Raw genomic sequence first — 25,961 nt, 5'->3', positions numbered from 1 at the left:
CTTGCCTCACAAGGGATTCAGAGGAGTTTGGTGATGTTCTCTTCGACGGGGAATCCCAGCAGCGCCTTGCCGTAGATCTCCCGTGTCGCCGGGGGAACCAGGGTGCCGTGCCGGAGCGCGATGTTCGAGTCCCGCCACATCCGCTGGATCGGGCTCGACTCCGCGAAGCTCCCCGCGCCGTGCGCGGTGATGAGCAGATCGAGCGCGTCCTTGATGCACGTCGCCGCCCTCGCGGCGTCCGAACGGATACGTGCCCGCATCGGATAGCTCGGGTACTCGCCCAGCCTCGCCGCCTCGTCGATGTCGGTGGCGGCCCGGTACACGTGCAGATGCGCCGTGTCGATCAGCGCCGCGGCGTCGGCGATCTGTAGCTGGAACCCGACCGATTCCCGTTGCCGCGTATAGATGGTGTTGGCGATCGTGCGCTTGTCGGCGAGTTCGACGACGTGCTTCAGCGCCGCACGACCCATGCCGAGCTGGGCTCCGGTGAGCACCAAGGTGAAGGCCGGGTGGAAGGCGGACCGGTACAGCGTCTCGTCCTTGAACTCGGTCGGGAACCGCCCGTTGATGGCTCCACTGACCGGAAGTATCCGGTGGTCGGGGATGAACACGTCATCGACGACGATCGCGTTGCTGCCCGATCCCCGCATCCCCACGACGAACCAGGTGTCCTTCACCTCGTAGTCCGCGTGAGGGATCAGGCCCAGTCCGAAGTCGACAGTGTCGCCCTTCTCGTCGACGAGGGGGAACCCCACCATCACCCAATCCGCGTGCAGCGAACCCGATCCGTAGAACCATTGCCCGCTGACACGGAATCCGCCTTCGGTGCGCCGCGACTCTCCGCGCGGCGAGAACACCCCGGCGACGCGCGCTTCGGGATCGGCGCCGAAAACCTCGTTCTGGCCTTGTTCTCCCAGCATGCCCACCGCGATCGCCACCGTGTTGATGAGCGTGACCACCCAGGCCGTCGACCCACAGCTTTCCGCCAGGGTCGAGGCGACGTCGATGATGGTCCGGACATCGGCCTGGTGCCCGCCATAGCGCCGGGGAACGGTGATCTTGAACAGGCCCGCGTCAGCCAGCGCGTCGATGACGTGCTGGGGCACGCGGCGCGTCCGGTCCGCCTCCGCCGCGTTCTGCGCGAGGAGTTCCTTGAAGGACGCGGCCGTTGCCACCAACTGGTTTCGCTTCTCCTCCCCTTCCCGCGTGGCCGGATAAGCCGGGACGCCGAAGGTGAACGGGTCGAACTCCGCGGGCGGTTGGGTACCCGCACCGACGGTCATCGATTGGTACACATCACTGACGGCAATGCTCATTTCCGTACTCCCTGGGGTGGCCTCGATTTGATAGTCAGGCTACCTGACTATATGCTGAGTGTCCAAGCCCGGCAGCGGAAAACAAAGGAGTTCGACGATGAATGGCACTGGCACAGTGCGTGCACCCGACGGCACCCTTATCGCCTATCGCCGACTGGGCAGCGGGCCCGCACTCGTGGTGTGCCACGGGTCTTTCGCCGCCGCGCAGGACTGGCTGCCGTTCGCCACGGAGATGGCCGCAACGCACAGTGTCTACCTCTACGACCGCCGGGGCCGGGGATCCAGTCCTTACGTCTCCCCCGATTTCGCCGTTGACGCCGAAGTGGACGACCTTGCCGCGATACTGAGCATCGCCGGACCGGGTTCGGCCCTCCTCGGTCACAGCTTCGGTGGAGGATGCGCCTTGAGCTGCGCGGCCCGTGAACGGTTCGGCGGCCCGGTCATCGTCTACGAACCACGGCACTCGATCGATGCTCCGGTCAGCGCGGGACACATCCCCGAGATCAGGCGGCTCCTCGCCGGTGGCGAAAAGGAAGCCGCCGTGCGCGCCATCCTCGAAAAGGTCATCGAACTTCCCCCGAGCGCGATCGCCGCTTTCGCCCACTCGCCATTGTGGGAACGGATGCAGCAGACCGTCGACGCCTTCCCCGATGAATTGAGACTGCTCGATTCCCTCACCTGGCGGCCGGGAGACCTCGACGACATCGCGGGACCGACTTGGTTACTGGTGGGCGACCAAAGTCCGGTGCTGCCGGCCGATCGCGAGGGCGCCCTCCGCGGTGTCCTGCCGGGACTCCGGAAGGCCATCCTGCCCGGACAAGGTCACTTCGCCTATTTGTCCGCACCCGCGGCTCTGGCGCAAGCAGTCCGGGAATGTCTCGCAACCGAAAAGGACGATCATGAGCGATGAGGTGACCGGCGCCCGGCGGGTGATCGGCGTCGAGGAACACGTGTGGACGGCGGATCTGCGGGATGCCCTTTTGCGGTTCGGCGGTGACGACACCGTGAACATGCTCAGCAGCCGCGAACAGACCGATCACCGCCTGCGTGAGGTCGGCGAGGAACGGCTCGCGCGCATGGACGCCGCGGGGGTCGGCATGCAGGTCCTCTCGATCACGACGCCGGGGACGCAGCCACTCGCCGCCGCCGAAGCGGTGCCGTTGGCCCGCGACGCGAACGACTTCCTGGCCGACGCCGTCCGCGCGCATCCGGATCGGTTCGCCGCGCTGGCCACGCTGCCCACCCCGGATCCCGAAGCCGCCGCCCGGGAACTGGAACGCGGCGTCACCGAACTCGGGCTCCTCGGCGCGCAGCTGGTGCCGTTGACCGGCGAGCGATATCTCGATCACGACTCGTTCCGTCCGGTGTTCGAGGCGGCCGCCGCGCTCGGCGTCCCGTTGTACATCCACCCCGGCCAGCCGCTCCGCGTGGTGCGCGAGGCGATCTACGGCGGCTTCGACGACTGGACGAACCTCAACCTGGCCACCGGCGGCTGGGGCTGGCATGCCGACGCCGGTCTGGCCACCCTGCGGCTGATCCTGGCCGGCACCTTCGACCGGCATCCGGACCTCCAGCTCATCCTCGGCCGGTGGGGAGAGATGCTCGTTCCGTTCGCCGACCGGGCCGATCTGCTCAGTGTGGAGAACGTGCACCTGGAGCGGCGGGTGATCGACTACCTCACGGGCAATCTCAACGTCACCGCCGGGGGTGTGCTGAGCCACCGGATGCTCACGATGGCGGTGGACGTCCTCGGGCCGGACCGCGTGATGTTCGGCGACGACGACCCGTACCGCGGAATGAAGGGGCAGTTCGGCGGTGACGGCGGCGCACAGTCCTTTGTGGACACCGCGCCGCTTGGCCTGCAGGACAAGGAAAAACTCGCTCACCTCAGCGCCGAGCGGCTGCTCGGGCTCTGACGTGGGCCGCCGGACTTGCTGCTCAGCCGAGCTTGAGCAGCAGTCCGGCGAGTTCGCGTGGCATGGTGACCATGCAGTCGTGCCCGGTCGGCAGTTCCTGCACCTGTGCCGGCGAACCGTTGGGTTGCGTCGCGGGGACGGGCCGCCGGTCGAAGCCGTCCGGCACGAGGGTGCAGTGGATGTGCGTGCGCGGGATCTTGTTCATCGCCGGGTTGTCCAGCCGGACCCGATCCTGGACACAGCGCACCGGCTGATCCGACAGCGTCGCGCGCAGCCACGCGACGTCGGCCGGGTCGGTCACCCCGAACAGCCCGAACGGCGGCGGCATCTCGGGAAGCGGCGGAATCCGCCAGCCGCTCTCGGAGTTCAGCGCCTGGTCGATGAGCACCTGCGTGACGGGCAGGATGTCGGCCGCGCTTTCCCCGTCTTCCGGGACCATGGCGTCGAGGTAGACCAGATGCGCGATCCGGTCCGGAATCCGGTTGGCGACCGAGGAAATGACCAGCCCGGCATAACTGTGCCCGACGAGGATCACCTCGGTGAGGTCCTCCTCGGCGATCAGCCGGACGACGTCATCGACGTGCGTGCCGATCCCCACCTCGGGACTGAGCAGGTGCGCCTTGTCGCCGTAGCCGGTCAGCGTCGGGGTTGCCACCCGATGTCCGGCCGAGGCCAGGAACGGGACCACCCGTTCCCAGCACTGTCCGGTGTGCCAGGCACCGTGTACCAACAGATACGTCGACATGGGTACCTCGCCCTTGAGGGTAAACTAGTTCGTATACGGATTTGATGGACGATAATGTCCGGCAAGCACCTCGTCAACCATCGGTTGCTCGTAGCGCGCGCGTGCGGTAACGTGCCGACACAGATAGTCCGTATACTTACTATTAAGCCGCCCGATCGGAGTGGAGATGGCGACGACGCGCTTCGAGGCGAAGGACCCGGAACTCGATGTCCTGTACCAGCAGCTCTCCGAGGGAGGCCTGCAACCGCTCTGGGAGCTGAAGGGCCTGCTGACTCCCGAACCGGCGGTCCGGGGTGTCCCCCATCGCTGGCCGGGTAAGGAACTTCGCGAGCTGGGTGCCCGCGCCGGTGATCTCGTCCCGGTGGATCGCGGCGGGGACCGGCGTGTGCTGGCCTGCTGCAACCCGGGACTCGGCGGAGCCCCTTATGCGGTCTCCACGCTCTGGGCCGCCGTCCAGTTTTTGAACGGCCACGAGGTCGCACCGGCCCACCGCCACACCCCGGCCGCGCTGCGCTTCATCATCGAAGGGAGCGGGGTGTTCACCCTCGTCGACGGCGACCCCCTGCACATGGGAACCGGCGACCTCATCCTCACCCCGAGCTGGACCTTCCACGAGCACCACAACCCGACCGATCAGCCGATGATCTGGATGGATGTACTGGACCTGCCGGTCGTCGCCGCCCTCGATGCCGTGTTCTTCGAAGAAGGACCATCGGAAGCGGCCGACACCTCGGTGGCCGATCGCTCGGCGTCGGAACGCTGGTACGGCGCGGGCCCCGGCCTCGCTCCCGTCGGGGGCCCGCCCCTGCCGCCGCATCGCTCTCCCCTGCTGGCCTACCGCTGGGCGGACACCGATCGGGCGCTCACCGCGCAGCTTCAGGCGACCGGCACCGCTCACGCGCGCATCCGCTACACCGATCCCGTCCGTGGTGGCGATGTCATGCCGACAATGCGGTGTGAGATCGAGCGCGTGCGGACCGGCGCCCGGACCGGAACGGCCCGGCAGACGGGCGGCCGCGTCGCCACGGTGCTGCACGGGAACGGCCGGCTGCGGGTCGGCGACCAGACCTACGACGTGGAACCGGGCGACATCGTCGCGATCCCGTCCTGGACCCCGTGGTCGATCGAGGCGGACCGCGAAATCGACCTGTTCAGCACGAGCGACGCACCCGTTCTGGAAGCTCTCGGACTGTACCGGGAACTCCTGGGAGCGGACGCATGAGCACGACGAAAGTCTCGACCCTGATCGTCGGCGGCGGAATCGGCGGGCTGGCCACGGCGCTGTCGATCGCGCGGGCCGGGCGTAGCGTGCATCTCCTCGAACGGGCCGGGGAATTCGCCGAGATCGGCGCGGGACTTCAGTTCGGCCCCAACGCGAGCCGGGCGCTGGACGCGCTGGGAGTCCTGGACGACATCCTGCCGCTGGCGGTGCAGCCGGCAAGGGCGGTGATGATGGACGCGCAGGCCGGAACGCCGCTCACCACACTGGAACTGGGTGAGAAATTCCGTCGCCGCTACGGTTATCCCTACCTCGTCCTGCACCGGAGTGACCTGCTCGACGTCCTGCTCGCGCACTGCCGCGCTCATGACCTCATCACGCTGGAAAACAGGCGAACCGTCGTCGACGCTCAGGTGCGGCCGGACGGCGCCACCGTCGTCTGCGCGGACGGATCGCGCTATGAGACGCCTGCCCTGATCGCGGCCGACGGGCTGCATTCCACCCTGCGGCGCCACGTCATCGAGGACGCGGCGAGGTGCAGCGGATACGCCGCATACCGCGGGACGATGCCCATCGAAGAGGTCTCGCATGCCATCGCGCCGGACGACGTCGTGTTGTGGGTCGGTCCTGGCGTGCATCTCATCCAGTACCCGGTGCGCCGCGGCGAACTGTACAACCAGGTCGCGGTCTTCCGCAGCGAAAAATTCCACTTAGGACAGACCGGGCAGGGCGAGTGGGGCGGTCCCGACGAGCTCGACGCCGCGTTCGCCGGCTCGTGCCGGCCCGTGCGGGACGCGGTCGCGCGGATCAGACGGGATCGGTTCTGGGCGATGTACGACCGGAGCCCGGCCGGCACGTGGATCACCGGGCGGCTGGTGCTGACCGGGGACGCGGCGCACCCGATGTTGCAGTATCTGGGGCAGGGCGCCTGTCAGGCGCTCGAGGACGCCGTGGAGATCGGGTACCGGCTCGAACGCAACGACACCGACATCGATGGCGCGTACCGGGAATTCGAGGCCGCCCGGCTCCCCCGTACCGCCCGGTGCCAGACCAGCGCGCGCCCATGGGGAGAGCTGTGGCACACCGCCGACCCGTTACTGCTCGCGGTGCGCAACCGGCTGTTCGCCGTCCGGGCGGCGGACGACTACGGCGACGTCGACTGGCTCTACGCCCCGGCGGAACCCGGAACCGCGGCGCCGGGACTCACCGCCACCGCTGCCACCGTTTGAACTCTCAGGAGATCGCATGCGTTATCTGAGCTTCCGTGACACCACCGGCGCGATCCGGGCCGGTGTCCTCGACCCGGACGCACCCGGAAAAGTCCATGACGTCACCGACCTGCTGCCACCCGGCGAGGGGTCGCCGATGCGACGGCTCATCGCGGCCGGGCTGGACATCGGGGAGATCCTGGGCCGCGCTCCGGTCCTCGACTCGGGCGGCATCACCGTCACCGCACCGGTACCTGATCCGACGAAGGTCGTCGCGGCGCCGGTCAACTACCGCAACCACCAGAGCGAAATGCAGCAGGCCAGCCATATCGACTCGCTCGGCGTGTTCCTCAAGGCACCGTCCTCGGTGGCCGGCCCTGGCGCGGTGGTCACCCTGCCCTACCACGATCGCCGGTTCGATCAGGAAGGCGAATTCGCCGCGGTGATCGGGAAAACCGCACGCCATGTGTCCGAAGTGGACGCGCTCGACCACGTATTCGGCTATACCTGCCTGCTCGACATGACGATGCGCGGCGGTGAGGATCGTTCCGTCCGCAAGTCCTTCGATACCTTCACGCCGACCGGGCCCACGCTGGTCAGCCCGGCCGATGTGCCGCCGATCGACGAGCTGGAACTGCACCTGTGGGTCAACGGCGCGCTACGCCAGCGCGCGGACCTCAAGGATCTGATCTGGAGCCTTCCCAAACTCATCGCCTATGTGTCGTCGGTGATGACGCTGAATCCCGGCGACATCGTCACCACCGGAACCCCCGAAGGCGTCGGGGAGGTTTACGACGGGGACCGGATCGAGGTCGAGGTGACCGGGCTGGACCGGCTCGCCGTCACGGTGTCGAATGCGGGCGCGGTGGCCTGCCCGACGCTCGGTGCCGGCCACGGGCCGAAGCCCCCGGCCGAGCTCACCCCGGTCGCCGAGCGCGGCTGAAACCATGTGCACGACAGCGGTCTTGCTCGACCCACGGCTCCCGGACCAGACGGGTCTGGAGGCGGAGGCTGGCGCGGTACGCACGGTTCTGCTTGCCGAACGGACCGCCAAGGACCTCGGGCAGTGGGAGCTGATGGCCTCGGCGTTCGCGCCCGATGCGCGGGTCTCCGTGTCGTGGTTCCAAGGCAGTGGCGCCGATTTCGTCGAAAGTGCCCGCGCCCGCAGCGCCCGTGGCGGAAGCCCGTCGTTCCACGAGATCGGCGCGATTTCCGTTGTGGTGCGTGAGAATCGCGCGCTGGCCGACACGGGTTGCGCGGTCCACATCCGGGGAACGCTGGAGGACGTGCCCGTGGACGTCGTCAGCCGTGGGCGGCTGTGCTGGCGCGCCGAACGGCTCGCTGATCGCTGGCTGATCGCGGGGATGGACATGATCTATTTCCGGGACAACATCTCGGCCGTCGAGCCCGGCGCACCACTGGCCCTTCCCGGGTCGGTGCACGACCAGCGCCCCAGCTACCGGCACCTGGCGGTGCTGCTGCGCGACATGGGTCATCCCGTCGCACCGGACCTGCCCGGCGCCGACCGGCCTGACCTGATCGAGGCGCTGTTCTCCGAGCAGCGGCACTGGTTCTTCTCCTGAAAGAGGTCTCACCATGACACCGTCCATCGCGACCAACGTCGATGACGATTTCACCTTGGCGGCCGCGGGCGACCTCCTCGCGCCGGGCGCGGTGTCGGTCCATGGCCGCAACCGGGATCTCGTGCGTGTGCTCCGGTCCGCCGACGTGACGATGGCCAATTTCGAGGGTCCGGCCATCGATCTGCGCGCACCCGGGCATGAACCGGTCGGCGGCGGCGCCGGCTGGCCACTGGTGTCCGTCCCGGTCGAACTCCCCCGGTTCCTGAAGGACTGGGGTTTCGACATGGTCGGCTTCGCGAACAACCACACGGGCGACTGGGGGCCGAAAGGGGCGCGCGAAACGATTCGCCTGCTCGACGCGGCGGGCATCCGATCCGCGGGCTTCGGTGAGACGCGCTCGGCCGCGCGGGCACCGGCCTTCTTCGCGACGCCGAAGGGACGGGTCGCGCTGGTCGCGTTCACCGCGACGTTCCGCGAGAGCGACGCCGCGATGGATCCGTTCGGGATCGCCCCGCCCGTGCCCGGGGTGAGCGCGCTGCACACCACCCCGATCGACATCGTCAGCCGCGAGCAGTTCCAGGTACTGCGGGAGATCGAAGCGCAGCACAGTGCGGGCGGATACCGGTTCGGTGCGGCGCCGGACGGCGACGAGTTACGGTTCCGGGGGAACTGGTTCCGCGTCGGCGACGAACCCGGCACCGTCTTCCGGATCAACCCCGACGACGAGATCGATATCCTGCGCAGCATCCGCGAAGCCAAGCAGCGGGCGAACTTCGTCGTGGTTTCGGTGCACAACCACGAGGAACCCAGCTCCGCGGATCCGGTACTCAGCGGCGACGGGAGTGCCTGGCCGAGTCAGGAACCGCCCGAGTTCCTGCGCACCATGGCGAGGGCAGCCATCGACAACGGTGCGGATGCCGTCGTCGGCCACGGTCCGCATGTGTTGCTGGGCATCGAAATCTACCGCGGCCGCCCGATTTTCTATTCGCTCGGCGACCTGTTCGGCGGTTTCGAACAGGTGGACCTGTTGCCTGACGCGGCTCCCGAGGGCTTCGACGCCAAGCGGCAGACAGCCGCCGAATACTGGGAGCAGTGGTGGTCGTACTACGCGGGTGACAGCACGGTCTATCAGAGTGTGATCGCCGAATCCCGCTTCCGGGACAACAACCTGACGGAGCTCCGGCTCCATCCGGTGGATCTCGGGCAGCAACGCAGGCTGGCCGACCGCGGTTTCCCGGAAACGCCGTCGCCCGAGGACGCGCTCAAGATCCTGCACCGGCTGCAGCGGCTGTCCGAACCGTTCGGCACGAAGATCACGATCGAAGGCGAGACCGGCGTGATCCGGCTTCCCTGAGTTTAGGTCGCGGCGTCCGGGGGTTTGCCCTGGAACGCCATCCGCGCGAGGTCACGGACGAAGCTCGCGCGGTCGTCGGGGCGCAGTGCTTCGAGCAGGCGCTGCTGGACCAGGCCGACCTTCGGGTGGATGTCGACGAGCCAGGTCATCGCGTCACGGGTCAGGTTGAGGATCCGGCCGCGCCCGTCGTCCGGATCCTGCTCGCGGTGGATCCACCCTTTTCCGGCGAGCCTGTTCACGATGTCCGTCGTCGTGGACTTGTCCAGCGCCGCCAGCTCCCCCAGCCTGCGCTGGTTGATCCCCGGCCACCGGTTGATCGCGTGCAGGACCGCGTACTGCGGGCCGGTCAGCTGCCCGTCCATGACCTCGGCCCAGTAGGCGGTGTGCACCTGCTGGGCGCGGCGAATCAGGTGACCGGGCGCCGTCAGCTCGAGAGCCGGGTAAGCGCTCTGCTGTCCCAACCACAGCTCACTGTCCGAGAATCGGGCGACGGTGGCCAGCCGGTTCGCGAAAGTAGCGCGCCGTGCCGCCGATATCGGGGCGAGCAGGGCCTCCTGCACGGCAATGACCTTGGGGGTGATCGACGACAGTGCGATGGCCGCCGCCGAGGTCAGCGACAGCAGATAGCGGCGGCCGTCCTCGGGGTTGCGGTCCCGGTCGATCCAGGCCTTGCGGACCAACCGGGCCACCACATCCGCCGCCGATGACTTGTCCAGTGACGCCAACGTGGCGACCTGCTGCTGATCGGCGTGGGGGAACGCCGCAAGCACCGACAGCACCGCATACTGAGGCCCGGTCAGCTCCCCCGGCACCAGCTCGCCCCATAACGCGTTGTGCACGGTCTGGGCACGCCGGATGAGATAGCCGGGAGTCGACGCCAGCGGCTTGATCACGTCATCCGGTGGCCGGTCAACACCTCGGGCCGTCACTGGCAGCGCTCCTCTCCACGTGCGTGCACCCCGAGCATATGCTCCGTATACCCACGAGTGGCGACGACGTCAGTCCACCCTGGTGAGCCGCAGCAGTGGGATCGTCCGGTTCGTCTTCTTCTGATAGTCGAGCACGGCGGGGATGACCGCCACGACGTCCGCCCACACCGCATCCCGCTCTGTCCCGGTGATCTCCTCGACCACAACGGAAAACGTCTCGGCACCGACCTCGACATCGGTCCGCGGGCGGGCCATCAGGTTGACGTACCAGGCGGGATTCGTGCTCGCCCCCCGGTTGGAGGCGACCACGACCATGCTCCCGTCCTCCTGGGGGAAGTACGACATCGGAGTCACGCGCCGGGCGCCGGTCTTCGCGCCCACATGGTGCACGAGCATGATCCGGGCACCCTCATACGGCCCGCCGACCCGCCCCTGGTTCGCCCGGAAGTCGTCGATGACCTGCTCGTTCAGATTGGGCACGTGCACCAGGTCCTTGTGGTCCTTCACATCCCGAAGCTGCTTGGTCATGAAACGCTCCTCCGCCTCCCCGGATTTATGGGGTTGGTCCCGTTGTGGAAGTACGGTCCGGCTTGGTCACGTACTTGTGGCCGGCTTGCGTCACGTTCCCCTGAGGTGCGGTCGGGAAGGGCTCGGCCAAGCCACCTCCCAGTTCGCGGGTCGGTACGCGGTAGGTTTCCGGGCCGGCCAGCACCGCCACCCCGGCGGCGAAAAGCAGGCCTGCGAACAACCAGGCGACCTGTCCCCAGTTGCCGGGGTCGTCTTGGACGAAGGACTGGGCGATGGCGGGGAGCAGACCGGTGAGCACGATGCCCAGCATGAAACCGATCGCCATCCCGGAGAACCGGATATGCGAGGGGAACAGTTCCAGGAAAGCGGCGAGAAGAATGGCTGTCGGCATCGCCAGGAAAATGTCCATGAGGGCGAACCCGGCCAGGAAGATCACCGTCCAGTTGCCCGCGTGGACCGCACCCAGCCATACCGGGATCAGTGCCATGCAGCCGGCCAGCCCGATGACGAACACGGGTTTGCGGCCGATCCGGTCGGACAGGATCGCGAAGAACGGGATCGTGATGCCCATGCCGAGCGCGGAGCCCGCGACCAGGATCAGCATCGGCGACCTGCTCAGCCCGATCACGTTGGTGCCATAGGACAAGCCGAAGACGTAGACCAGACCGGCCGGCGAGATGCACAACCCGCCCACCACCACGCGAAGCACCGCGCGCCAATGGTCGCGGAACACCTCGACGAGCGGGACCGTGGCCCTCGCCGCCGCCTGCGGCTGCTTGCCGGACTCCGGCTCGACGAGCTTGCGCCGCAGCACGAACGTCATCGCGATGATCAATGCGCTCAGCCAGAACGGAATCCGCCATCCCCAGGCGAGCATCGCGTCCTTCGGCAGCAGCGCGGTCAGCGGCAGGAACACCACACTGGCCACGAAATTCCCGAACTGCGATCCACTTTGCGTCCAGCTGGTGTAAAAGGCACGCTTGCGATCCGGCGCGTGCTCGAAGGCGATCAGCGCCGACCCGGTCTGCTCACCGCCCGCGGACAGCCCCTGGATGATGCGGAGCACCACCAGGATCACCGGGGAGGCCGCGCCGATGGCCGTATAGCTCGGAATGCAGCCCACCAGGAACGTGGCGACGCCCATGGTGAGCAGGATCGCGAGCAGGATCTTCTTGCGGCCGAACTTGTCCCCGAGGTGGCCCCACACCACGGCCCCGAACGGGCGGGCGACGTAGGCGACGCCGAAGGTACCCAGCGCCAGCAACGTGCCCAGCGCAGGATCGGGGAAGAAGATCTTGCCGAAGAACAGTGCGGCGGCGGTCCCGTAGATCAGAAAGTCGTAGTACTCGAGAGTGGTACCGAAGAATCCCGAGGCGGCCGCTGTTCGCACGTTGCGTTTCTGCGCGACAGCCGTTGGCGCTGCAGTGCCCATGACGAGCCTTTCCGGACTAACTCGTTGGTATACGGACTAGTTGCCGTGTCACGCTACCCGACCTGAACATGGCAAGCAATAGTGAGTTGACCGGCTTTCCAGCGAAAGCTATGGTCAATCACATCCGTATACAAACTAGTTCAGCATCAGCGAAGCGTCGCGTTCGTCAAGGAGACCAAACCGTATGCAAGGAATACGCGGAGTGCAGGGCATCCTCGGGATTCCGGCGCCGATCAACGAGCCGATGTTCTCACGGGAAGAACGCGATCGACGGTGGGCGCGACTGCGGGAGCTGATGGACGCCGACGGCGTGGAACTGCTCATCGTCCTGCCGGAGTCGATCACGTCCGACTCGCTCTACATCGCGGACACGGCCGGGGTGACGATCTTCCCGCGTGACGGCGACCCGATCCTCATCCTCGGCGGTGAGTCGAGCAATTTCGCCGCCCGGCAACGGCTCTGGATCGAAGACAGCATGAGCGCGACCGAGCGCGGCTCCAGCGCTGTCGAGTACGGCAGGACGACAGCAGATGTGCTGCGCAACCGCGGCCTGGTCGGCCGGCGCACGGCGATCGCCGGCCTTGGCGGCGACGGGCTGTCGTCCGTGCGGCAACCCGACGGTTACGCCGTCTACACCACCGTCCGCACCATCGCCGAAGCCGTCGGCCCCGAGCACATCGTGAACGGCACCGGCCTGCTCGGTCGCGCCCGGTACGTCAAGGGCGACGAGGAGGTCGCCCGGCTGGCCGCCAGTGTCCGGCTGGGCGAAGCGTCGGTGGCGGCGATGTCGGCGACAGCGGGCGTCGGCGTGCCGCAGGCAGAGGTCTTCGGCCAGATGCTGCTGGCACAGGTGCGGGCCGGCGCGGACGCACTGCAAGTGGCGTGGGCACCGGGATCCTGGGGCGAGGCACGGCACCGGTATGTCACGACACCGCCGGGACTGCTGGAACGCGGCACGTACGTCTCCACCGAACTGATGCCCGAGATTCGCGGCTACCAGGCGCAGGTCGCGCAACCCATGGTGATCGGCCCGCCGTGCGCCAGGGCCCGGGAGATCTTCGACCGCAACGCGGCCGCCTTCGACGCGGCGCTGGCCGTGCTGCGACCCGGTGTGCTGTGGGGCGACGTCCTCGCCGCCGTGGAAGCCGCCGCGGGGAGCGGCGACGGGACGATGTTCCCGTTGCTGCACGGACGCGGGCTGGGCAACGACGGCCCGCTTTTCGTACCGGGCCTGGACAAGTCCCACGTGCCCGGCGAACCGATCGTCGCCAACACGACGTTCGTGCTGAAACCTTTCCTGCAAGTACCGGAAGCGCCGGTGGAATTCGCGCGGCAGTACGACGTCACGTGGGGCGACACGATCGTCGTCACGGACACGGGCGCGCGCCGGCTCGGCACGCGAAAGCGGGAACTGATCGTCATTGACGGGAACTGAAGGAAGGCACCAATGATCGAGACGGCCGACGGGCCCATGAACGTCTACCGGGCGGGTGCCGGCGCGGATGCCGCCGTGATCGTCCTGCAGGAGGCGTTCGGGGTGAACGACCACATCCGGGACGTCACCCGGCGCATCGCCGCACGCGGCTACCTCGCGTGCGCCCCCGATCTCTTTCACCGCAACGGAATCGGCGTGCTCGGCTACGAGCAGCACGCCGAGGCGATGCCGCTGATCGGCGCCATCGGCGTCGACGCGATCGTCACCGACGTGCGGGCCGTCGTAGCGGACCTCGCCGAGCGGGACGGGATCCCCGCCGAACGGGTCGCCGTCGTCGGATTCTGCTTCGGCGGGCGGGCCGCGTTCACCGCCGCCACGGCGATCGACAGTCTGGCGGGCACGGTGGTGTTCTACGGTCCGGGCATCGCGGCCGGCCCGCACGCCGTCCTCGACCGGGCGGGCCGGCTCGACGCGCCGATCCTGGTGCACGTCGGGTCGGAAGATCCGACGATCCCGGCGGACCAGGTCGCCGCGATCGACGCCGCGCTTGCTCGCCTCCCTGTCCCCGCGGAACAGCACGTCTACCCCGGCTCGGGACATGCTTTCGCCTGCGATGCGCGCCCCGCCAGGTACGACTCCGACGCGGCCGCCCTCGCGTGGGAACGCACGTTCGCGTTCCTCGACAAGCACTTGCCGACAACGGGATAAAGGCGCGGCCTGCCTTATCTCACCACGGAGAGACACCGGCCGCGTCGAGGAAGCTGCCGGTGGGATCCGCCGGGGTGAACCGCGCGGCCCGCACGATCGGCGCGGCACCGGCCTCGACGGGCTGCACACCGGGGAGCGAATTCATGCCGGTCGCGGTGGGCCCGGGGTCGACGATGTTGATCCTGAGCGCCGGATGTGCCTTGGCGTACTGCACGGTGAGCATCGACAGCGCCGCTTTCGAGGTGATGTAAGGAAGTTCGACGAGCTTGGACTCTTTCCGCGCCGGGTCGTGGACGCGGCCGAAAGAACCGGTGCCACTGCCGACGTTGACGACGACGCCGTGCCCGGACTTTTCCAGCAGGGGCAGGAAAGCGTGCATCACCCGGATCACGCCGGTGACGTTGGTGTCGAAGACCCTCCGCGCTTCGGCGGCGGTCACCTCGGCCACGGGCTTCAGCTCCGGCCTGATGGCGGCGTTGTTGACGAGCACGTCAAGGCGGCCCTGTTCCCGCCCGACGAGCGCTGCCGCCGCTGCCACGGAGTCGTCGTCGGTGACGTCGAGGGTGAGCGGCCACGCTCCCAGCTTTTCCGCCGCACTGGCGGCTTTACTTGCGTCACGAGCGGCGACATAGACGTCGAACCCGGCGGCGGCGAGCTGCCGCGCCGTTTCGAAGCCGAGTCCGCGATTGGCACCGGTCACCAGGGCGGTAGGCAATGGTCATCCCTTTCGTTCTCAGCGGTCAGTCACCTCCGGAGGAGGTGTGCGCCGCGACGCGGGCGAGCAACGCTCGCAAGGTCTCCGATTCCTCGCCGGTGAGGGGAGAAAACAGGCGCTCCTCCGTCTCGCGCAACGCTGCGCGAGTGGTCCGGAGGAGAGCCCGCCCCTTCCTGGTGGGCAACACGTGCCGTACCCGCCGGTCCTGGGTGCTCGCCCGCCGTTGGACCAGCCCGTGCTGTTCGAGGTCGTCCAGCAGGTAGGTGGTCATGGTGCGAGTCAGCCTCAGCAGGTGGGCGATCTCCGCCTGCGACGGCTCCGCGCCACCGTCGATCGCGAGCAGCACGAGATAGCCCCGTCCGTGACCGGGAATTACCCCGACCGCGTCGTCGGCGGAGGTGCGGAACGCCGTCGAGATCCTGCGCAGTGCCCAGCCGAGATCGGATTCCACGTCGTTTTGCATCATCAGGATATCATATCGTCACGATACCATCTGCCGCATTACGCAGGGTCCGCCGCGACTCCGGTGGCCGTGGCGGTGATCTGCCACAGCTCCCGCGCGAGCACCGGGTCCTGTGCGGTGGCCGAGCGGCGCGCGGGACCGGCCGGACCGCGGATCTCGAACGGTCCGGTGGGGCCCAGATAGTCGCCACCGCGGACCGGTCCCGTGGCCGCGAGGAGCTGAGGCCCGATACCGGTGGCGACCGGCTGGGAGAGATACCGGTCGGGCAGCACGAGCAGCCGTGACTTCCAGGTACTCCGGCGGGCGAGGGAGTTGTTCAGCAGCTCCGATGCCGTCAGCCCAGGGTGGGCGGCGACCGACAGCACCGGGTCACCGGCCAGCCGCAACCGCCGGTCGAGCTCCGCGGCGAACAGCAGGTTCGCGAGTTTCGAAGCCCCGTAAGCGCGTGTCGGCGAGTACCGCCGGCGCTCCCACTGCAGGTCGGTGAGATCGAGTCCGCCCGAGCGGTGTCCGAGGCTCGAAGTGGTCACCACCCGGGACGGCCGCTCAGGGTCACCGGCCGCCCTCAGCGCGGGCATCAGCAGCCAGGTCAGCGCGGCGGGACCGAGGTGGTTGGTGCCGATCTGCAATTCGAACCCGTCACGTGTGTGTTCGTGCGGTCCCAGCGACACAGCGGCGTTGTTGACGAGCACGTCGACCCGGTCGCCGGTGCGTTCCCGGATATCCGCCGCGGCGGCACGCACCGAAGCGAGATCGGCCAGGTCGAGCAGAACGGTTTCGGCCGAGCCTGAGCCGTCGATCCCGGCCCGCACCTGCTCGACGGCCGCGGCTCCGCGTCCGGCGTCCCGGACGGTCATCAGGAGCCGCGCGCCGGCCGCGGCCAGCACGCCGGACAGGGCGAGGCCGAGGCCCGAGGTCGTCCCGGTGACGACGATGGTGCGGCCCGTGAGGTCGGGAAGGTTGTTGTGTGCCATGGGTTTCCTGTTCCTGATTCAGGCCTGATCGGACTCGGAAGTCAGGGCCGTCCGGAAAATGCCGAAGTTCCCGGTCATCCAGAGCGGGGTCAGCTTGACCCCCGCGATCCGCCAGCCGCTCGCGGTCCGTTCGAAGCGGTTGGTGTAGTAGCCGTACACGGTTTGGTCGCTGTCACCGGTGCTGTTCGGCAGGTGGTGACTGGCCCGGACATACGCGACGCAGGTGGCCCGGTCGTCGCCGTCGAAGGTGATGAGGAGGTTCGTGATCATGTGCTGTGTCGCTGTGAAGGACTCCATCCTCGGTGCGGTGCCCTTCACCCAGTCGTCGACGCCCAGGCGAACGACGGGCTGACCGAAGCCATCGCTGAAGTCGATCTCGACCTCGTCGGTGAAACAGCTGCGGAACAGCTCCCAGTCGTGGGAGTCGGTGCCCCTGGCGTAGCGGAGCTGGACGTCGCCGATCTCGGCTCGATCCAGCAGGCGGCGTAGGCGGACATCGTCGGCGAGTAGTTCATGTGACTGTGTCATATGAACTACTGTCCCCCCACTCAGATGACACTGTCAAGTAAACTGGCCGGCGTGACACGAACCGAGACGGCCGCAGCCACCCGGCGCACTCTCGTCCGCGCCGCCTCCGAGCTGCTCGACGAGGGAGGCCCCGATGCGGTGACCCTCCGCGCGGTGGGCGCCCGGGCCGGCGTCTCCCGCGGTGCGCCCTACGGGCACTTCGAGAACAAAGAGCATCTGCTGACCCAGCTCGCGATCGACGCGTGGAACTCGCTGGCCGACGAGGTCGAGCAGCTCCGGGCAGACCCCGATACCACCGCGGACACGCGCCTCGAGCAAGCGATTCTGGCGCTGATCGGACTCGCCCGGCGGCAGCCGCACCTGTACGCGCTGATGTTCAGCACACCGGCCGGTACCCCAGCCGCCGCCGAAGCCGCGGGCCGCCTCCAGAACGAGTTCCTCTCCCTGGTCGCGGGCGTGGTCGGCGAGCCTGACACCCCGCGGTACGCCGCCTTGCTGATGTCCAGCGCACACGGCATCGCCGGGATGGAACTGAGCGGCCACCTGGCGAAGGACACGTGGCAGACCACTGTGGAAGAACTCGTCCGCATGCTGATCGACGCGATCCGGCCCCGACACCGACGAGGTAGACGCGGCTGAAACGCCGGTGGCCAGGCTCAGTCCTTCCGCGCGCGGGCGAAGCTCGGTTCCGCCGCCTCGAGTCGTGGCACCCCGACGCCCAGCCGTCGTGCTTCCGCCAGAGTGTCCCGGCAGATCTCACGAGGCTCCTGGGCGTCTGGGTCGTTGTGCGCCTCGATACTCACGCGCAGGGGTGCGACATGAGCGGTCAGCCAGGCGAGCGCGGGGGCCATCAGCCAGGCGGGCGCCCGGAACAGCAGCACACCGCCCCGGTGACGTCGCAGGTCAATGCCGCGCGCCTCGAGGAGCGGCAGCAGCTCACGGCCGGCCAGCAGCGCCTCGCGCAGGTCGCCCCGCGCCCCGGCCAGCCTGGACAGCGAACCCAGCCGCAGGCCCTGCGAGAACAGGCCGGCATCCGACACGAAATGGACCCACAGCCAGCCGCGGAAGTCAGGCTGCTCTTTGATCCGCAGCCCGGCCTCGCGAAACGCCTGGCGCACGGCCCGCTCCCCCTCGGTCGGTGGCCGGCCGAGGGTGCCGAAGACGACCGACGGCAGCAGCACCCCACGGAGCACGCCGTCCTCGCCGAAACCGCCACCGGCCTGGGGAAAGCCCCAGGCGACCTGATCGGGCGGGAGTGCGCCGATCGCGGCGAGCGGCTCGGACCAGATGTTGCCGAAGACCAGCACGGTGGCCTTGCCGACGCGCGGTGCCAGGAAGGCCGCCGCCTCCGCGAGCCGGTGGTGCGGCACGCTCAGCACGATCAGGTCGAAGTCGTGGTCCGGCTCCAGCGCTTCGCGACAGCGCACCGGCCACTTCTCGACGACGCGCCGGCCCCACACCCGGCGCCGCGCATCGAGGAGATCCAGGTCTATCGCTTTCCCGTACGCCGCGGCGCGTCCCGGCCGGACGTAGAACTCGATCTCATGCCCGGCCCGTTCCAGGGCCCAGCCGTAGATGGTGGCGATCACGCCTCGGCCGAACATCAGGATCTTCACGCTGCACCTCGTGGGGTACGATCGATTTGGAGGTCATCTCCACTTTTCAAAATATGGAGGTCATCTCCATTTGTCAACAGGAGGCAGTGCATGACCGCCGGCAAGCCGCTGCGGGCCGACGCCCAACGCAAGCGCGAGGCCCTGCTCGCCACGGCCCGGGAGGTCTTCGACGCCGGCGGCTTCTTCGACCTGCGCTTCGATGATTTCGCCCGCCTGGCCGGGGTGGGCACCGGCACGCTGTACCGCCATTTCCCCACCCGGGAGGCGCTGGCCGAGGCGGTCTACCACGGGGAAGTCGCCGCACTGTGCGACCGCGCCCGCCAACTCCAAGCCACGCTGCCCGCGGCGGAGGCGTTGGCGACCTTCCTACGCGGCATGGTCGACCACATCGCTGCCCATGAGGGCCTCGCCCGGACGCTGGCCACCCTATGGGCCGATCGCTCGGGTGCCCTCGCCGAGGGCAGCCGGGCGCTGGAGCAGGCTGTCACCGACTTGGTGGCCGCGGCCGTGCAGGACGGCGCGATCCGCGACGACGTGGACGCCGGTGCCGTCATGATGGCGCTGCACGGCATCGGCGCTGCCCATGACCGTCCCAACTGGCGGGCCGAGGCCGACGGTGTCATCACCCTCGTACTGGACGGGCTGCGCCGGCCGCATGCCGGAAGCGGTTAGGGCGTGTCGTTACGGAGCCGGACGAACGCGGGCCTGCAGCCGGCCATTCTCGACCCGGCTGTCGAGCACCGGTTGCGGAACCGTGGCCGGGCCACGCACGATGGCACCGTCGGACACCCGGAAGGTGCTCCCGTGCCACGGACACGCCACGCACCACTGTCCGTCCTCGCGGACCACGTTGCCTTGATGCAACGGGCCGGCCAGGTGACCGCACCGGTCGTAGACAACGAAGATTTCCCCGTCCGCCACCAGAACCAGGGCGGGAACCTGCCCCGCCGTCACGCGGGCCGGGGTGCCCTCGGTGAAATCACCGACCGCGCCCAGATCGGTCCAGTCCCGCGGACCGGCCTGCGGGAGCCCCGCGGCGTGGTTGGGCCCCATCGCCCACCGGAACGCCAGGTCACCGCCGAGGGCCGCACCTGCGGCAACCAATGCATACGCCGCGAGCCCCGTCGCGACACCTCCACGCCGTCCCGATGCCCGCAGCCGCAACGAGAGAAGGTAGGAACCGAGGGCCGCCACATTCACGGTGCCGTGCACCACGCCGATTCGCTGTTGGTCGGCAAGTCCCTCGGCGTTGTCGGCGAGTCCCGCCGCCGCGGTGGGCAGGCTGCCGAGCAGCCCGAACCGGATCAGCCGCACAGCCCCATCCTGGTCGCCCGTCAGGTCCAGTACCGCCGCGCCCGTGAAACAGCCGACCGCGACCTGGGCCAGCGCGGGATGGACGGGATGGCCGAGCCAGACGCCGTGCAGGGCATCCTTGACCCGCCCCGGCCGGATCAGTTTCCTCGTTACGCCCCGCACCGCGCTCGCTACGCCATCCAGCCACCTCGCCGCCGCGATCCGGTCGGCCACCTCGATCTGCCTCATCGCGCCCCCTCACGTGTAGCGGCGTAGTTCGTGTTCGGCGTGTTGCACGGCGGGCGCCATCGGAAGCCGGGCGGGTTCGAGGAGGCTCCGTGCCATCCTGGGCGCTTCCGGTTCGCCCTTCTCGTACGCGGCCAAGATCTTGTCCGCGTGGGAATCCTTGATGGTGTCGGTGTAGGGGGCCGCATAGGGGTCGACGACACACTCCACAAGCGACGGTCCATTGTGGTCGATCGCCTCGGCGAGCATCTGGTGCGCTTCCTCGGTTTTTTCGATCCGGAACGCACGCAGGCCGCACCCCTCGGCGACCTTGGCGAAGTCGATCGAGTGCAGGTCGCAGCCGTATTGCGGGTTTCCCAGCAGCGCGTTCTGCTCCCACACCTCGAGGGCCAGGGAGTTGTTGTGCAGCACGATCACGGTGACGGGCAGCGCGTATTGCGCGAGGGTGGCGAGTTCGCCCAGGCCCATCGACATCGCACCGTCGCCGTTGAACGCGATGACCGGGCGCTCAGGATGGGCGATCTTCGCCCCGATCGCATAAGGCACCGCCGAACCCATCGTGCAATGCGTCCCGGAGAACGAATAGTTCATGCCGCGCCGCAGTCGCAGCCGGCCGGCCCATGCGGTGACGGTGCCGGCATCCCCGGTGACGATGGCGTTGTCGGGCAACAACTCCGACAGCTCCCACGTGATCGTCTGCGGTCGCATGGGTGTGCTGTGGTCGCGGGCCTCCTCGCGCAGCACGTCCCACCACCGGCGCATGCCGGCTTGCGCATGTTCGAGGAAAGCGCGGTCACTCTTGCGCCGCAATAACGGCATCAGGTCGATCAGGGCGGTGCGCGCGTCGCCGACCAGCCCGCTCTCGACGGGGTAACGCAGGCCGATGCGGGCCGGGTTGCGGTCGATCTGCACGCCGCGCGCCTGATCCGGTTTCGGCCAGAATTCGTGGAAAGCCGTTGCGCTGCCGACGATCAGCAGCCCATCGCACTGCTCCATCGCCTCATGCGAGGGCCGGGTGCCGATGATGCCCATCCCACCGGTGGTGTACGGGCTGTCGTCCGGGACGACGTCCTTACCCAGCCCGGCCTTGACGATGGGAGCCGCCAGCAGATCGGCGACGCGCTCCAGCTCGTCCCCACACCCGCGCGCCCCGGCGCCGGCCACGATCACCACTTTGCCGCAGGAGTTGAGGGTCTCGGCGGCCTGCTCGAGATCACCGCGCGAGGGTGCCGGAGCCCGCTCCGGCATCGCGGTGGACGTGTGACCGGGCGGGTTCTTCGGTGAGTGCGTGTCCTCGGTCTGGGCCTGGGTGTCGACGGGAATCGCGAGGTGTGCGGGCGCGTGTGCGGCCAGGGCCTTGCGGACGGCGAGATCGGTGGCGTTCACGGCGTGCGCGGGTCCCATGACCCGTTCGCTGAACGCGCAGGCGTCGCGGAACAGGTAATCGGAGTTCAGGTCCTGCAGCAGGTGCGCGCCGATCACGTCGTGGTAGGTCATGCCTGTGATGGCGATGACCGGGACGCCGTCCATCTCCGCGTCGTAGAGCCCGTTGAGCAGGTGCACCGCCCCCGGTCCGGCCGTGGCGACGCACGCGGCAGGGCGCCCGGTGAACTTGGCGTATCCGACAGCGGCGAGCGCGGCGTTCTCCTCGTGCCGGACGTGCACGAACCGCATCCGGTCGGCGTGGGTACGCAGGGCTTCGAAAAACCCGTTGATCGCGTCCCCGTTGAGGCCGAAGCAGGTGTCAATTCCCCAGTCGAGGAGCCGCTCCACAATAAGATCAGAAGTCGTCTTTGCCATGAGATATCCGTTTCCTCGCCGAGGCGGCCGACGTGTTTCAGTTCGGCTACCCGGGGAAGCCGGAAACATGCCCACTGCAGGTGTGCTCAACCGGGGCGCACTAGCCCAGGAACTGGCCGCGGCGGTCGCCGGCGAGGTGCGCTTCGACGAGGGCTCCCGTGCGCTGTACGCCAACGATGCCTCGATCTATCGCCAGGTCCCCATCGGGGTGGTGATTCCGCGCGACGCCGACGATGTCGCCGCCGCGCTCGCCGTATGCCACCGGCACGGCGCGCCGGTCATGGCCAGGGGCGGCGGCACGGGACTGGCGGGGCAGAGCGTCAACGATGCGGTGGCATTCGACTTCTCCAAGTACATGAACCGCGTGCTGGAGATCGACCCGCAGGCCCGCACCGCACGGGTCCAGCCCGGTCTGATCCTGGACCACCTGCGCGACGCCGCGGCTGCGCACGGGCTGACCTTCTCCGTCGACCCGGCCACCCACGCACGCTGCACGCTCGGCGGCATGATCGGCAACAACTCCTGCGGCACGCATTCCCAGCGTGCGGGTAAGACCGTCGACAATGTGCTCTCGCTGGACATCATCACCTACGACGGGCTTCGCATGACCGTCGGCCCGACGTCATGGGAGCAATACCAGCGCATCCTTGCCGCGGGCGGGAGGCAGGCCGATATCTACCGTCGTCTGCGGGAACTGGCCGAGCGGCACGAGGATGCGATCCGGCTCCGCTACCCCACGGTCCCCCGCCGGGTGTCCGGGTTCAACCTGGAGGAGTTGCTCGACGAGCGGGGCTTCGACGTCGCCAGGGCCCTGGTGGGCAGCGAATCGACGTGCGTGCTCGTGCTCGCGGCGACCGTGCGGTTGTTGCCCGACCCGCCGCGCCGCCGGCTGCTGGTCACGGGATTCCCGGACGCCGCGACCGCGGCCGACCACGTGCCCGAACTCGCCGACACCGGCGTCATCGGCCTGGAATGCTTCGATGCCGGGGTCATCGACAATCTGCACAAACACAATATTCACCTGCCCGGCATGGACGAACTCCCGCAAGGCGCGGCATGGCTGCTCGCCGAGTACGGCGGCGACACCGGTCACGAGGTCGACGAGCAGGTGCGACACGCCGCCGCAAAGGTCTCCGAACCGGGAGTCCCGGCTGTCGTGGAGGACCCCAGACGACAGAGCGAGATCTGGGAAATCCGCCGCTCCACCATCGAATACACCCGGATCCCGGGCGAGCACGCGGGACTGGCGTTGTGGGAGGACGCCGGAGTGCCGCCGGAACGGCTCGGCGACTATATCCGCGACTATTGCGCCCTCGTCACGAAACACGGCTACCACACCGTCCTTTTCGGACACTTCGGCCAGGGTTGCATGCACAACCGGCTCGACCCGGACCTGACGACCGCCGCCGGGGTCGGCAACTTCCGCACGTTCATCGACGAAGCCGGCGACCTCGTCGCCCGCTACGGTGGTTCGCTGTCCGGTGAGCACGGCGACGGGCAGCTGCGCGCGAACCAGCTCATCAAGATCTTCGGGCCCGAACTCGTGGACGCGTTCGCCGAGTTCAAACGGATCTGGGACCCGACGGGCCGGATGAACCCTGGCAAGGTGGTACACCCCTACTCGCCAGAAGAGAACCTCGCGACCGGGCCCGCCTACCAGCCGAGGCCGGTCCGCACCTTTTTCGCCTACCCCGACGACGAAATGGGCTTCGCCGACGCCGCCAACCGATGCTTCGGCGTCGGCATCTGCCGGCACACCTCCGGCGGCACCATGTGCCCCAGCTTCATGGTCACCCGCGAGGAGAAGCATTCCACCCGCGGCCGTGCCCGGCTGCTGTTCGAGATGATGGGCGGCCACCTCGCGCCCGACGCCCACGGCAAAGGCTGGCACGACGAGCACGTCAAGGACGCCCTCGACCTGTGCCTGGCCTGCAAAGGCTGCAAGGGCGACTGCCCTGTCGGGGTCGACATAGCCACCTACAAGGCCGAGTTCCTGGCCCACTACTACCAGGGCCGGCTCCGCCCACGATCCGCCTACACACTCGGCCTCATCCCCGTCTGGGCGCGCCTCGCCACACGAGCCCCGCACCTGGTGAACGCGACTCTCGCCGCGCCAGGGCTCGGCAGGCTCGCCCGCCGGGCCGCGGGGATCGCGCCGCAACGGCAGGCGCCGCGCTTCGCCGCCCACACCTTCCGCGCCGCCTTCGCCGAACACCAGGGCCGGCCCCGCGGCCGGCCGGTCCTGTTGTGGCCGGACACGTTCACCAATTACTTCTCCCCCAGCGTCGGAATCGCCGCCGTCAGCGTCCTCGAAGCCGCGGGTTTCACCGTCGAAATTCCCGGCAAAGTGCTGTGCTGCGGCCGGCCGCTCTACGACTACGGCATGCTTCGCACCGCGAAACGCTGGCTCCGGCGCATTCTCGATGAACTGGAGCCCGCGCTCACCGCCGGTACTCCCATCGTCGTGCTGGAACCGAGTTGCCTCGCCGTCTTCCGCGACGAGCTGCGCAACCTCCTGCCGCACAGCACCGCCGCCCGGCGGCTGGCGCAGCAAGCCCACTCACTGGCGGAAGTGCTGGTTGCCAGCGACGGGTACACACCGCCCGTGGTGCACAGCAAGGCCCTGCTGCAGTTGCACTGCCACCAGCAGGCCGTCATCGGTACCGATGCCGATCTGCGGCTGATGGAGGCGATGGGGCTCGACCTGGCGCGCCCTGACTCCGGTTGCTGCGGGATGGCCGGCAGCTTCGGCTACGAACCCGGCGATCGCTACCGGGTGTCCATGGCCGCCGGTGAACGGGTGCTGCTTCCCGACGTCCGCGCCACCGACGAGGACACCCTGATCCTCGCCGACGGGTTCAGCTGCCGCACCCAGATCGCCGCCGGCACCGGACGCCAGGCCCTGCACCTGGCGCAGGTCCTCGCCGGCACGGCCACCGACGCATGACACAGCAAAACACCGGCCGGAGTCCACGCCGTCTCAGGCGCGACCGGCGCGGGCTGGGCTGGTTGCGCGAGCGCGTCGGCGTGATAGGCGTGCTGGTCGTGTTCACCGCCTTTTGTCCTTTGTGGACTGTACACTGCGGACGGTGAGCAGGACCATCAGCGCGACGTCGGGCGCGGCAGAATGAGGAACAGGACGCTGAGCAACACGCCGTACACCGACAATGTGATGGCCTGCCGCCTGGGATCGGACGTGAGCACCACCACGGTGCCGCCGATCGCGACCAGGCCCAGCATGACAAAGCTCAGCACGCGGCGAGCGAGCCGTCAATGTCGGAGAAGGTCCGAGGAAGTCGCCGCTCACTGGCCATAGGAAAAACGAAGATCAGCGAACAGCAGTTGGTTGAGCCGTCGCCGCAGGTGTCCGGTCTTGCTCTGGTCGGGGGCTTCGTCGGCGGCGAGCAAGGTAAACCTCAGTAAGGTCCCGCCGTCGCGCGAGGCCGTCAGCGCGAAACGTACCTGATCATTGGGCCGGCTTGGCCACAACGATGACCACACCACCTGGCTGGGCTTCTCGGCGGCCAGGACTCCGGGATCGACTTCGTCGGCCAGCAAGTGGAGCCACGGACGGGCTCCTGGCCGACGAGGCTCCACGAGTGAGTCCCAGACGGCAAACGGGGGTGCCGGCAGCGTGCGCGCCCGCGAACCGATCTCAATCACACGAGTAAAGTACGTCGATCCACCAACGAGTACACACTCAATTCCGAATGCCGCGCAGATTGCCGAGATCTTTTTCGGTGATCGGCTGCCCGACGGCGTTGCGCCGGCGAAGTACGACTGCCAGCTTTCCCACGCCCACCAGCCATGGAATCCGCCGTGGATGAACACGAGTGGATGTCCGGTTCGCCGCCGGGCCGCCGGCGACACTTCTCGCACGAACACGCCGTCGAGGTCATGGTCGATCACAGTAGGGCTGTCCACGGTGCCGTCCCCTAGCACATGGCACAACG

At 68.3% G+C, this 25,961-nt stretch carries 26 protein-coding genes; 12 read left to right on the top strand and 14 right to left on the bottom strand.

The window, feature by feature from the left end; all coding sequences use genetic code 11:
* Positions 1–17: 17 nt before the first annotated feature.
* A complete protein-coding gene (locus GKO32_RS03050) occupies positions 18–1,316 on the bottom strand; it encodes an acyl-CoA dehydrogenase family protein (protein WP_246243097.1) in 1,299 nt (432 codons plus the stop codon).
* A 97-nt stretch (positions 1,317–1,413) separates the two neighbouring features.
* Here GKO32_RS03050 and GKO32_RS03045 point away from each other — a divergent pair, with 97 nt between their 5' ends.
* Together GKO32_RS03045 and GKO32_RS03040 are read left to right on the top strand one after the other, a co-directional pair.
* Positions 1,414–2,226, top strand: a complete 813-nt coding sequence (locus GKO32_RS03045; RefSeq protein ID WP_154755215.1) for an alpha/beta fold hydrolase — start codon at positions 1,414–1,416, stop codon at positions 2,224–2,226.
* Positions 2,216–3,232, top strand: a complete 1,017-nt coding sequence (locus GKO32_RS03040) for an amidohydrolase family protein (RefSeq protein WP_154755214.1) — start codon at positions 2,216–2,218, stop codon at positions 3,230–3,232. Before GKO32_RS03045 ends, GKO32_RS03040 begins: the two co-directional genes overlap by 11 nt.
* 22 nt (positions 3,233–3,254) lie before the next feature.
* Here the strand turns inward: GKO32_RS03040 and GKO32_RS03035 are convergent, their stop codons facing one another.
* Positions 3,255–3,977 (bottom strand): alpha/beta hydrolase, encoded by a 723-nt coding sequence (locus GKO32_RS03035; RefSeq protein ID WP_154755213.1) that lies wholly within the window; start codon positions 3,975–3,977, stop codon positions 3,255–3,257.
* Between the two features lie 166 nt (positions 3,978–4,143).
* Here GKO32_RS03035 and GKO32_RS03030 point away from each other — a divergent pair, with 166 nt between their 5' ends.
* Genes GKO32_RS03030 through GKO32_RS03010 form a run of 5 tightly spaced genes read left to right on the top strand, consistent with a single transcriptional unit; the run spans position 4,144 to position 9,341 of the window.
* Entirely contained in the window at positions 4,144–5,199 is a 1,056-nt protein-coding gene (locus GKO32_RS03030; RefSeq protein ID WP_154755212.1) for a cupin domain-containing protein, read from the top strand.
* Complete coding sequence (locus GKO32_RS03025) at positions 5,196–6,425, top strand: FAD-dependent monooxygenase (protein WP_154755211.1); 1,230 nt, start codon at positions 5,196–5,198, stop codon at positions 6,423–6,425. Before GKO32_RS03030 ends, GKO32_RS03025 begins: the two co-directional genes overlap by 4 nt.
* 16 nt (positions 6,426–6,441) lie before the next feature.
* A complete protein-coding gene (locus GKO32_RS03020; protein WP_154755210.1) occupies positions 6,442–7,347 on the top strand; it encodes a fumarylacetoacetate hydrolase family protein in 906 nt (301 codons plus the stop codon).
* 4 nt (positions 7,348–7,351) lie between these two features.
* Positions 7,352–7,987 (top strand): nuclear transport factor 2 family protein, encoded by a 636-nt coding sequence (locus GKO32_RS03015; RefSeq protein WP_166459345.1) that lies wholly within the window; start codon positions 7,352–7,354, stop codon positions 7,985–7,987.
* Positions 7,988–8,000: 13 nt separating this feature from the next.
* Positions 8,001–9,341: a CapA family protein gene (locus GKO32_RS03010; protein WP_154755208.1), complete on the top strand. Its 1,341-nt coding sequence runs from the start codon at positions 8,001–8,003 to the stop codon at positions 9,339–9,341.
* A 2-nt stretch (positions 9,342–9,343) separates the two neighbouring features.
* Here GKO32_RS03010 and GKO32_RS03005 read toward each other — a convergent pair whose 3' ends face one another.
* The 3 genes from GKO32_RS03005 to GKO32_RS02995 all read right to left on the bottom strand — a co-directional run bounded on the left by GKO32_RS03005 (position 9,344) and on the right by GKO32_RS02995 (position 12,188).
* Positions 9,344–10,270, bottom strand: a complete 927-nt coding sequence (locus tag GKO32_RS03005; RefSeq protein ID WP_154755207.1) for a MarR family winged helix-turn-helix transcriptional regulator — start codon at positions 10,268–10,270, stop codon at positions 9,344–9,346.
* A gap of 69 nt (positions 10,271–10,339) precedes the next feature.
* The gene (locus GKO32_RS03000) at positions 10,340–10,798 is read right to left on the bottom strand and encodes a nitroreductase/quinone reductase family protein (protein WP_154755206.1); all 459 of its coding nucleotides are present in this window, start codon (positions 10,796–10,798) and stop codon (positions 10,340–10,342) included.
* 25 nt (positions 10,799–10,823) lie between these two features.
* Entirely contained in the window at positions 10,824–12,188 is a 1,365-nt protein-coding gene (locus tag GKO32_RS02995) for an MFS transporter (protein ID WP_312867455.1), read from the bottom strand.
* 226 nt (positions 12,189–12,414) lie between these two features.
* On the opposite strand from GKO32_RS02995, the gene GKO32_RS02990 reads away from it, so the two are divergent.
* Together GKO32_RS02990 and GKO32_RS02985 are read left to right on the top strand one after the other, a co-directional pair.
* Positions 12,415–13,665, top strand: a complete 1,251-nt coding sequence (locus tag GKO32_RS02990) for a M24 family metallopeptidase (RefSeq protein WP_154755204.1) — start codon at positions 12,415–12,417, stop codon at positions 13,663–13,665.
* A 12-nt stretch (positions 13,666–13,677) separates the two neighbouring features.
* Positions 13,678–14,373: a dienelactone hydrolase family protein gene (locus GKO32_RS02985; protein WP_154755203.1), complete on the top strand. Its 696-nt coding sequence runs from the start codon at positions 13,678–13,680 to the stop codon at positions 14,371–14,373.
* Positions 14,374–14,392: 19 nt separating this feature from the next.
* On the opposite strand, the gene GKO32_RS02980 is transcribed toward GKO32_RS02985, so the two are convergent.
* The 4 genes from GKO32_RS02980 to GKO32_RS02965 are packed head-to-tail and all read right to left on the bottom strand — an operon-like array spanning position 14,393 to position 17,053.
* Positions 14,393–15,088 carry an SDR family NAD(P)-dependent oxidoreductase gene (locus GKO32_RS02980; protein ID WP_154755202.1) on the bottom strand — a complete coding sequence of 232 codons (696 nt, stop codon included), beginning with the start codon at positions 15,086–15,088 and terminating at the stop codon, positions 14,393–14,395.
* A gap of 25 nt (positions 15,089–15,113) precedes the next feature.
* On the bottom strand, positions 15,114–15,554 hold the full coding sequence (locus tag GKO32_RS02975) for a MarR family winged helix-turn-helix transcriptional regulator (RefSeq protein ID WP_154755201.1): 441 nt from the start codon (positions 15,552–15,554) through the stop codon (positions 15,114–15,116).
* A gap of 35 nt (positions 15,555–15,589) precedes the next feature.
* Positions 15,590–16,525, bottom strand: a complete 936-nt coding sequence (locus GKO32_RS02970) for an SDR family NAD(P)-dependent oxidoreductase (RefSeq protein ID WP_154755200.1) — start codon at positions 16,523–16,525, stop codon at positions 15,590–15,592.
* An 18-nt stretch (positions 16,526–16,543) separates the two neighbouring features.
* Entirely contained in the window at positions 16,544–17,053 is a 510-nt protein-coding gene (locus tag GKO32_RS02965) for a nuclear transport factor 2 family protein (protein WP_154755199.1), read from the bottom strand.
* Between the two features lie 51 nt (positions 17,054–17,104).
* On the opposite strand from GKO32_RS02965, the gene GKO32_RS02960 reads away from it, so the two are divergent.
* A complete protein-coding gene (locus GKO32_RS02960; RefSeq protein WP_312867454.1) occupies positions 17,105–17,692 on the top strand; it encodes a TetR/AcrR family transcriptional regulator in 588 nt (195 codons plus the stop codon).
* Positions 17,693–17,709: 17 nt separating this feature from the next.
* On the opposite strand, the gene GKO32_RS02955 is transcribed toward GKO32_RS02960, so the two are convergent.
* Positions 17,710–18,669 carry a ketopantoate reductase family protein gene (locus GKO32_RS02955; RefSeq protein ID WP_312867453.1) on the bottom strand — a complete coding sequence of 320 codons (960 nt, stop codon included), beginning with the start codon at positions 18,667–18,669 and terminating at the stop codon, positions 17,710–17,712.
* A gap of 90 nt (positions 18,670–18,759) precedes the next feature.
* Here GKO32_RS02955 and GKO32_RS02950 point away from each other — a divergent pair, with 90 nt between their 5' ends.
* The gene (locus tag GKO32_RS02950; RefSeq protein ID WP_154755197.1) at positions 18,760–19,341 is read left to right on the top strand and encodes a TetR/AcrR family transcriptional regulator; all 582 of its coding nucleotides are present in this window, start codon (positions 18,760–18,762) and stop codon (positions 19,339–19,341) included.
* Between the two features lie 9 nt (positions 19,342–19,350).
* Here the strand turns inward: GKO32_RS02950 and GKO32_RS02945 are convergent, their stop codons facing one another.
* On the bottom strand, positions 19,351–20,211 hold the full coding sequence (locus GKO32_RS02945; protein ID WP_154755196.1) for a Rieske (2Fe-2S) protein: 861 nt from the start codon (positions 20,209–20,211) through the stop codon (positions 19,351–19,353).
* A gap of 9 nt (positions 20,212–20,220) precedes the next feature.
* On the bottom strand, positions 20,221–22,008 hold the full coding sequence (locus GKO32_RS02940; RefSeq protein ID WP_154755195.1) for a thiamine pyrophosphate-dependent enzyme: 1,788 nt from the start codon (positions 22,006–22,008) through the stop codon (positions 20,221–20,223).
* A gap of 67 nt (positions 22,009–22,075) precedes the next feature.
* Here GKO32_RS02940 and GKO32_RS02935 point away from each other — a divergent pair, with 67 nt between their 5' ends.
* On the top strand, positions 22,076–24,955 hold the full coding sequence (locus GKO32_RS02935) for an FAD-binding and (Fe-S)-binding domain-containing protein (protein ID WP_166459344.1): 2,880 nt from the start codon (positions 22,076–22,078) through the stop codon (positions 24,953–24,955).
* A gap of 155 nt (positions 24,956–25,110) precedes the next feature.
* On the opposite strand, the gene GKO32_RS02930 is transcribed toward GKO32_RS02935, so the two are convergent.
* Both GKO32_RS02930 and GKO32_RS38675 read right to left on the bottom strand, forming a co-directional pair.
* Positions 25,111–25,263, bottom strand: coding sequence for a hypothetical protein (locus GKO32_RS02930; protein ID WP_208024250.1), 153 nt, complete (start codon positions 25,261–25,263; stop codon positions 25,111–25,113).
* A gap of 48 nt (positions 25,264–25,311) precedes the next feature.
* A complete protein-coding gene (locus GKO32_RS38675) occupies positions 25,312–25,917 on the bottom strand; it encodes an SRPBCC family protein (RefSeq protein WP_246243095.1) in 606 nt (201 codons plus the stop codon).
* Positions 25,918–25,961 lie beyond the last annotated feature (44 nt).

The sequence above is a fragment of the Amycolatopsis pithecellobii genome, from assembly GCF_009707865.1.
In the GTDB taxonomy this organism is placed as follows: domain Bacteria; phylum Actinomycetota; class Actinomycetes; order Mycobacteriales; family Pseudonocardiaceae; genus Amycolatopsis_E; species Amycolatopsis_E pithecellobii.
Note: the sequence above shows the minus strand (reverse complement) of the source record. Positions and strands in the feature narration are given on the sequence as shown.

Bases quoted from the DNA above. Each gene is read 5' to 3' on its own strand.
- GKO32_RS03020 (WP_154755210.1), top strand. From the start codon at position 6,442: ATGCGTTATCTGAGCTTCCGTGACACCACCGGCGCGATCCGGGCCGGT.
- GKO32_RS03000 (WP_154755206.1), bottom strand. From the start codon at position 10,798: ATGACCAAGCAGCTTCGGGATGTGAAGGACCACAAGGACCTGGTGCAC.
- GKO32_RS03035 (WP_154755213.1), bottom strand. From the start codon at position 3,977: ATGTCGACGTATCTGTTGGTACACGGTGCCTGGCACACCGGACAGTGC.
- GKO32_RS03030 (WP_154755212.1), top strand. From the start codon at position 4,144: ATGGCGACGACGCGCTTCGAGGCGAAGGACCCGGAACTCGATGTCCTG.
- GKO32_RS03040 (WP_154755214.1), top strand. From the start codon at position 2,216: ATGAGCGATGAGGTGACCGGCGCCCGGCGGGTGATCGGCGTCGAGGAA.
- GKO32_RS02990 (WP_154755204.1), top strand. From the start codon at position 12,415: ATGCAAGGAATACGCGGAGTGCAGGGCATCCTCGGGATTCCGGCGCCG.
- GKO32_RS02935 (WP_166459344.1), top strand. From the start codon at position 22,076: ATGCCCACTGCAGGTGTGCTCAACCGGGGCGCACTAGCCCAGGAACTG.
- GKO32_RS02965 (WP_154755199.1), bottom strand. From the start codon at position 17,053: ATGACACAGTCACATGAACTACTCGCCGACGATGTCCGCCTACGCCGC.
- GKO32_RS02950 (WP_154755197.1), top strand. From the start codon at position 18,760: ATGACCGCCGGCAAGCCGCTGCGGGCCGACGCCCAACGCAAGCGCGAG.
- GKO32_RS02975 (WP_154755201.1), bottom strand. From the start codon at position 15,554: ATGATGCAAAACGACGTGGAATCCGATCTCGGCTGGGCACTGCGCAGG.
- GKO32_RS02970 (WP_154755200.1), bottom strand. From the start codon at position 16,525: ATGGCACACAACAACCTTCCCGACCTCACGGGCCGCACCATCGTCGTC.
- GKO32_RS02945 (WP_154755196.1), bottom strand. From the start codon at position 20,211: ATGAGGCAGATCGAGGTGGCCGACCGGATCGCGGCGGCGAGGTGGCTG.
- GKO32_RS03025 (WP_154755211.1), top strand. From the start codon at position 5,196: ATGAGCACGACGAAAGTCTCGACCCTGATCGTCGGCGGCGGAATCGGC.
- GKO32_RS03050 (WP_246243097.1), bottom strand. From the start codon at position 1,316: ATGAGCATTGCCGTCAGTGATGTGTACCAATCGATGACCGTCGGTGCG.
- GKO32_RS03015 (WP_166459345.1), top strand. From the start codon at position 7,352: ATGTGCACGACAGCGGTCTTGCTCGACCCACGGCTCCCGGACCAGACG.
- GKO32_RS03045 (WP_154755215.1), top strand. From the start codon at position 1,414: ATGAATGGCACTGGCACAGTGCGTGCACCCGACGGCACCCTTATCGCC.
- GKO32_RS02940 (WP_154755195.1), bottom strand. From the start codon at position 22,008: ATGGCAAAGACGACTTCTGATCTTATTGTGGAGCGGCTCCTCGACTGG.
- GKO32_RS02985 (WP_154755203.1), top strand. From the start codon at position 13,678: ATGATCGAGACGGCCGACGGGCCCATGAACGTCTACCGGGCGGGTGCC.
- GKO32_RS03010 (WP_154755208.1), top strand. From the start codon at position 8,001: ATGACACCGTCCATCGCGACCAACGTCGATGACGATTTCACCTTGGCG.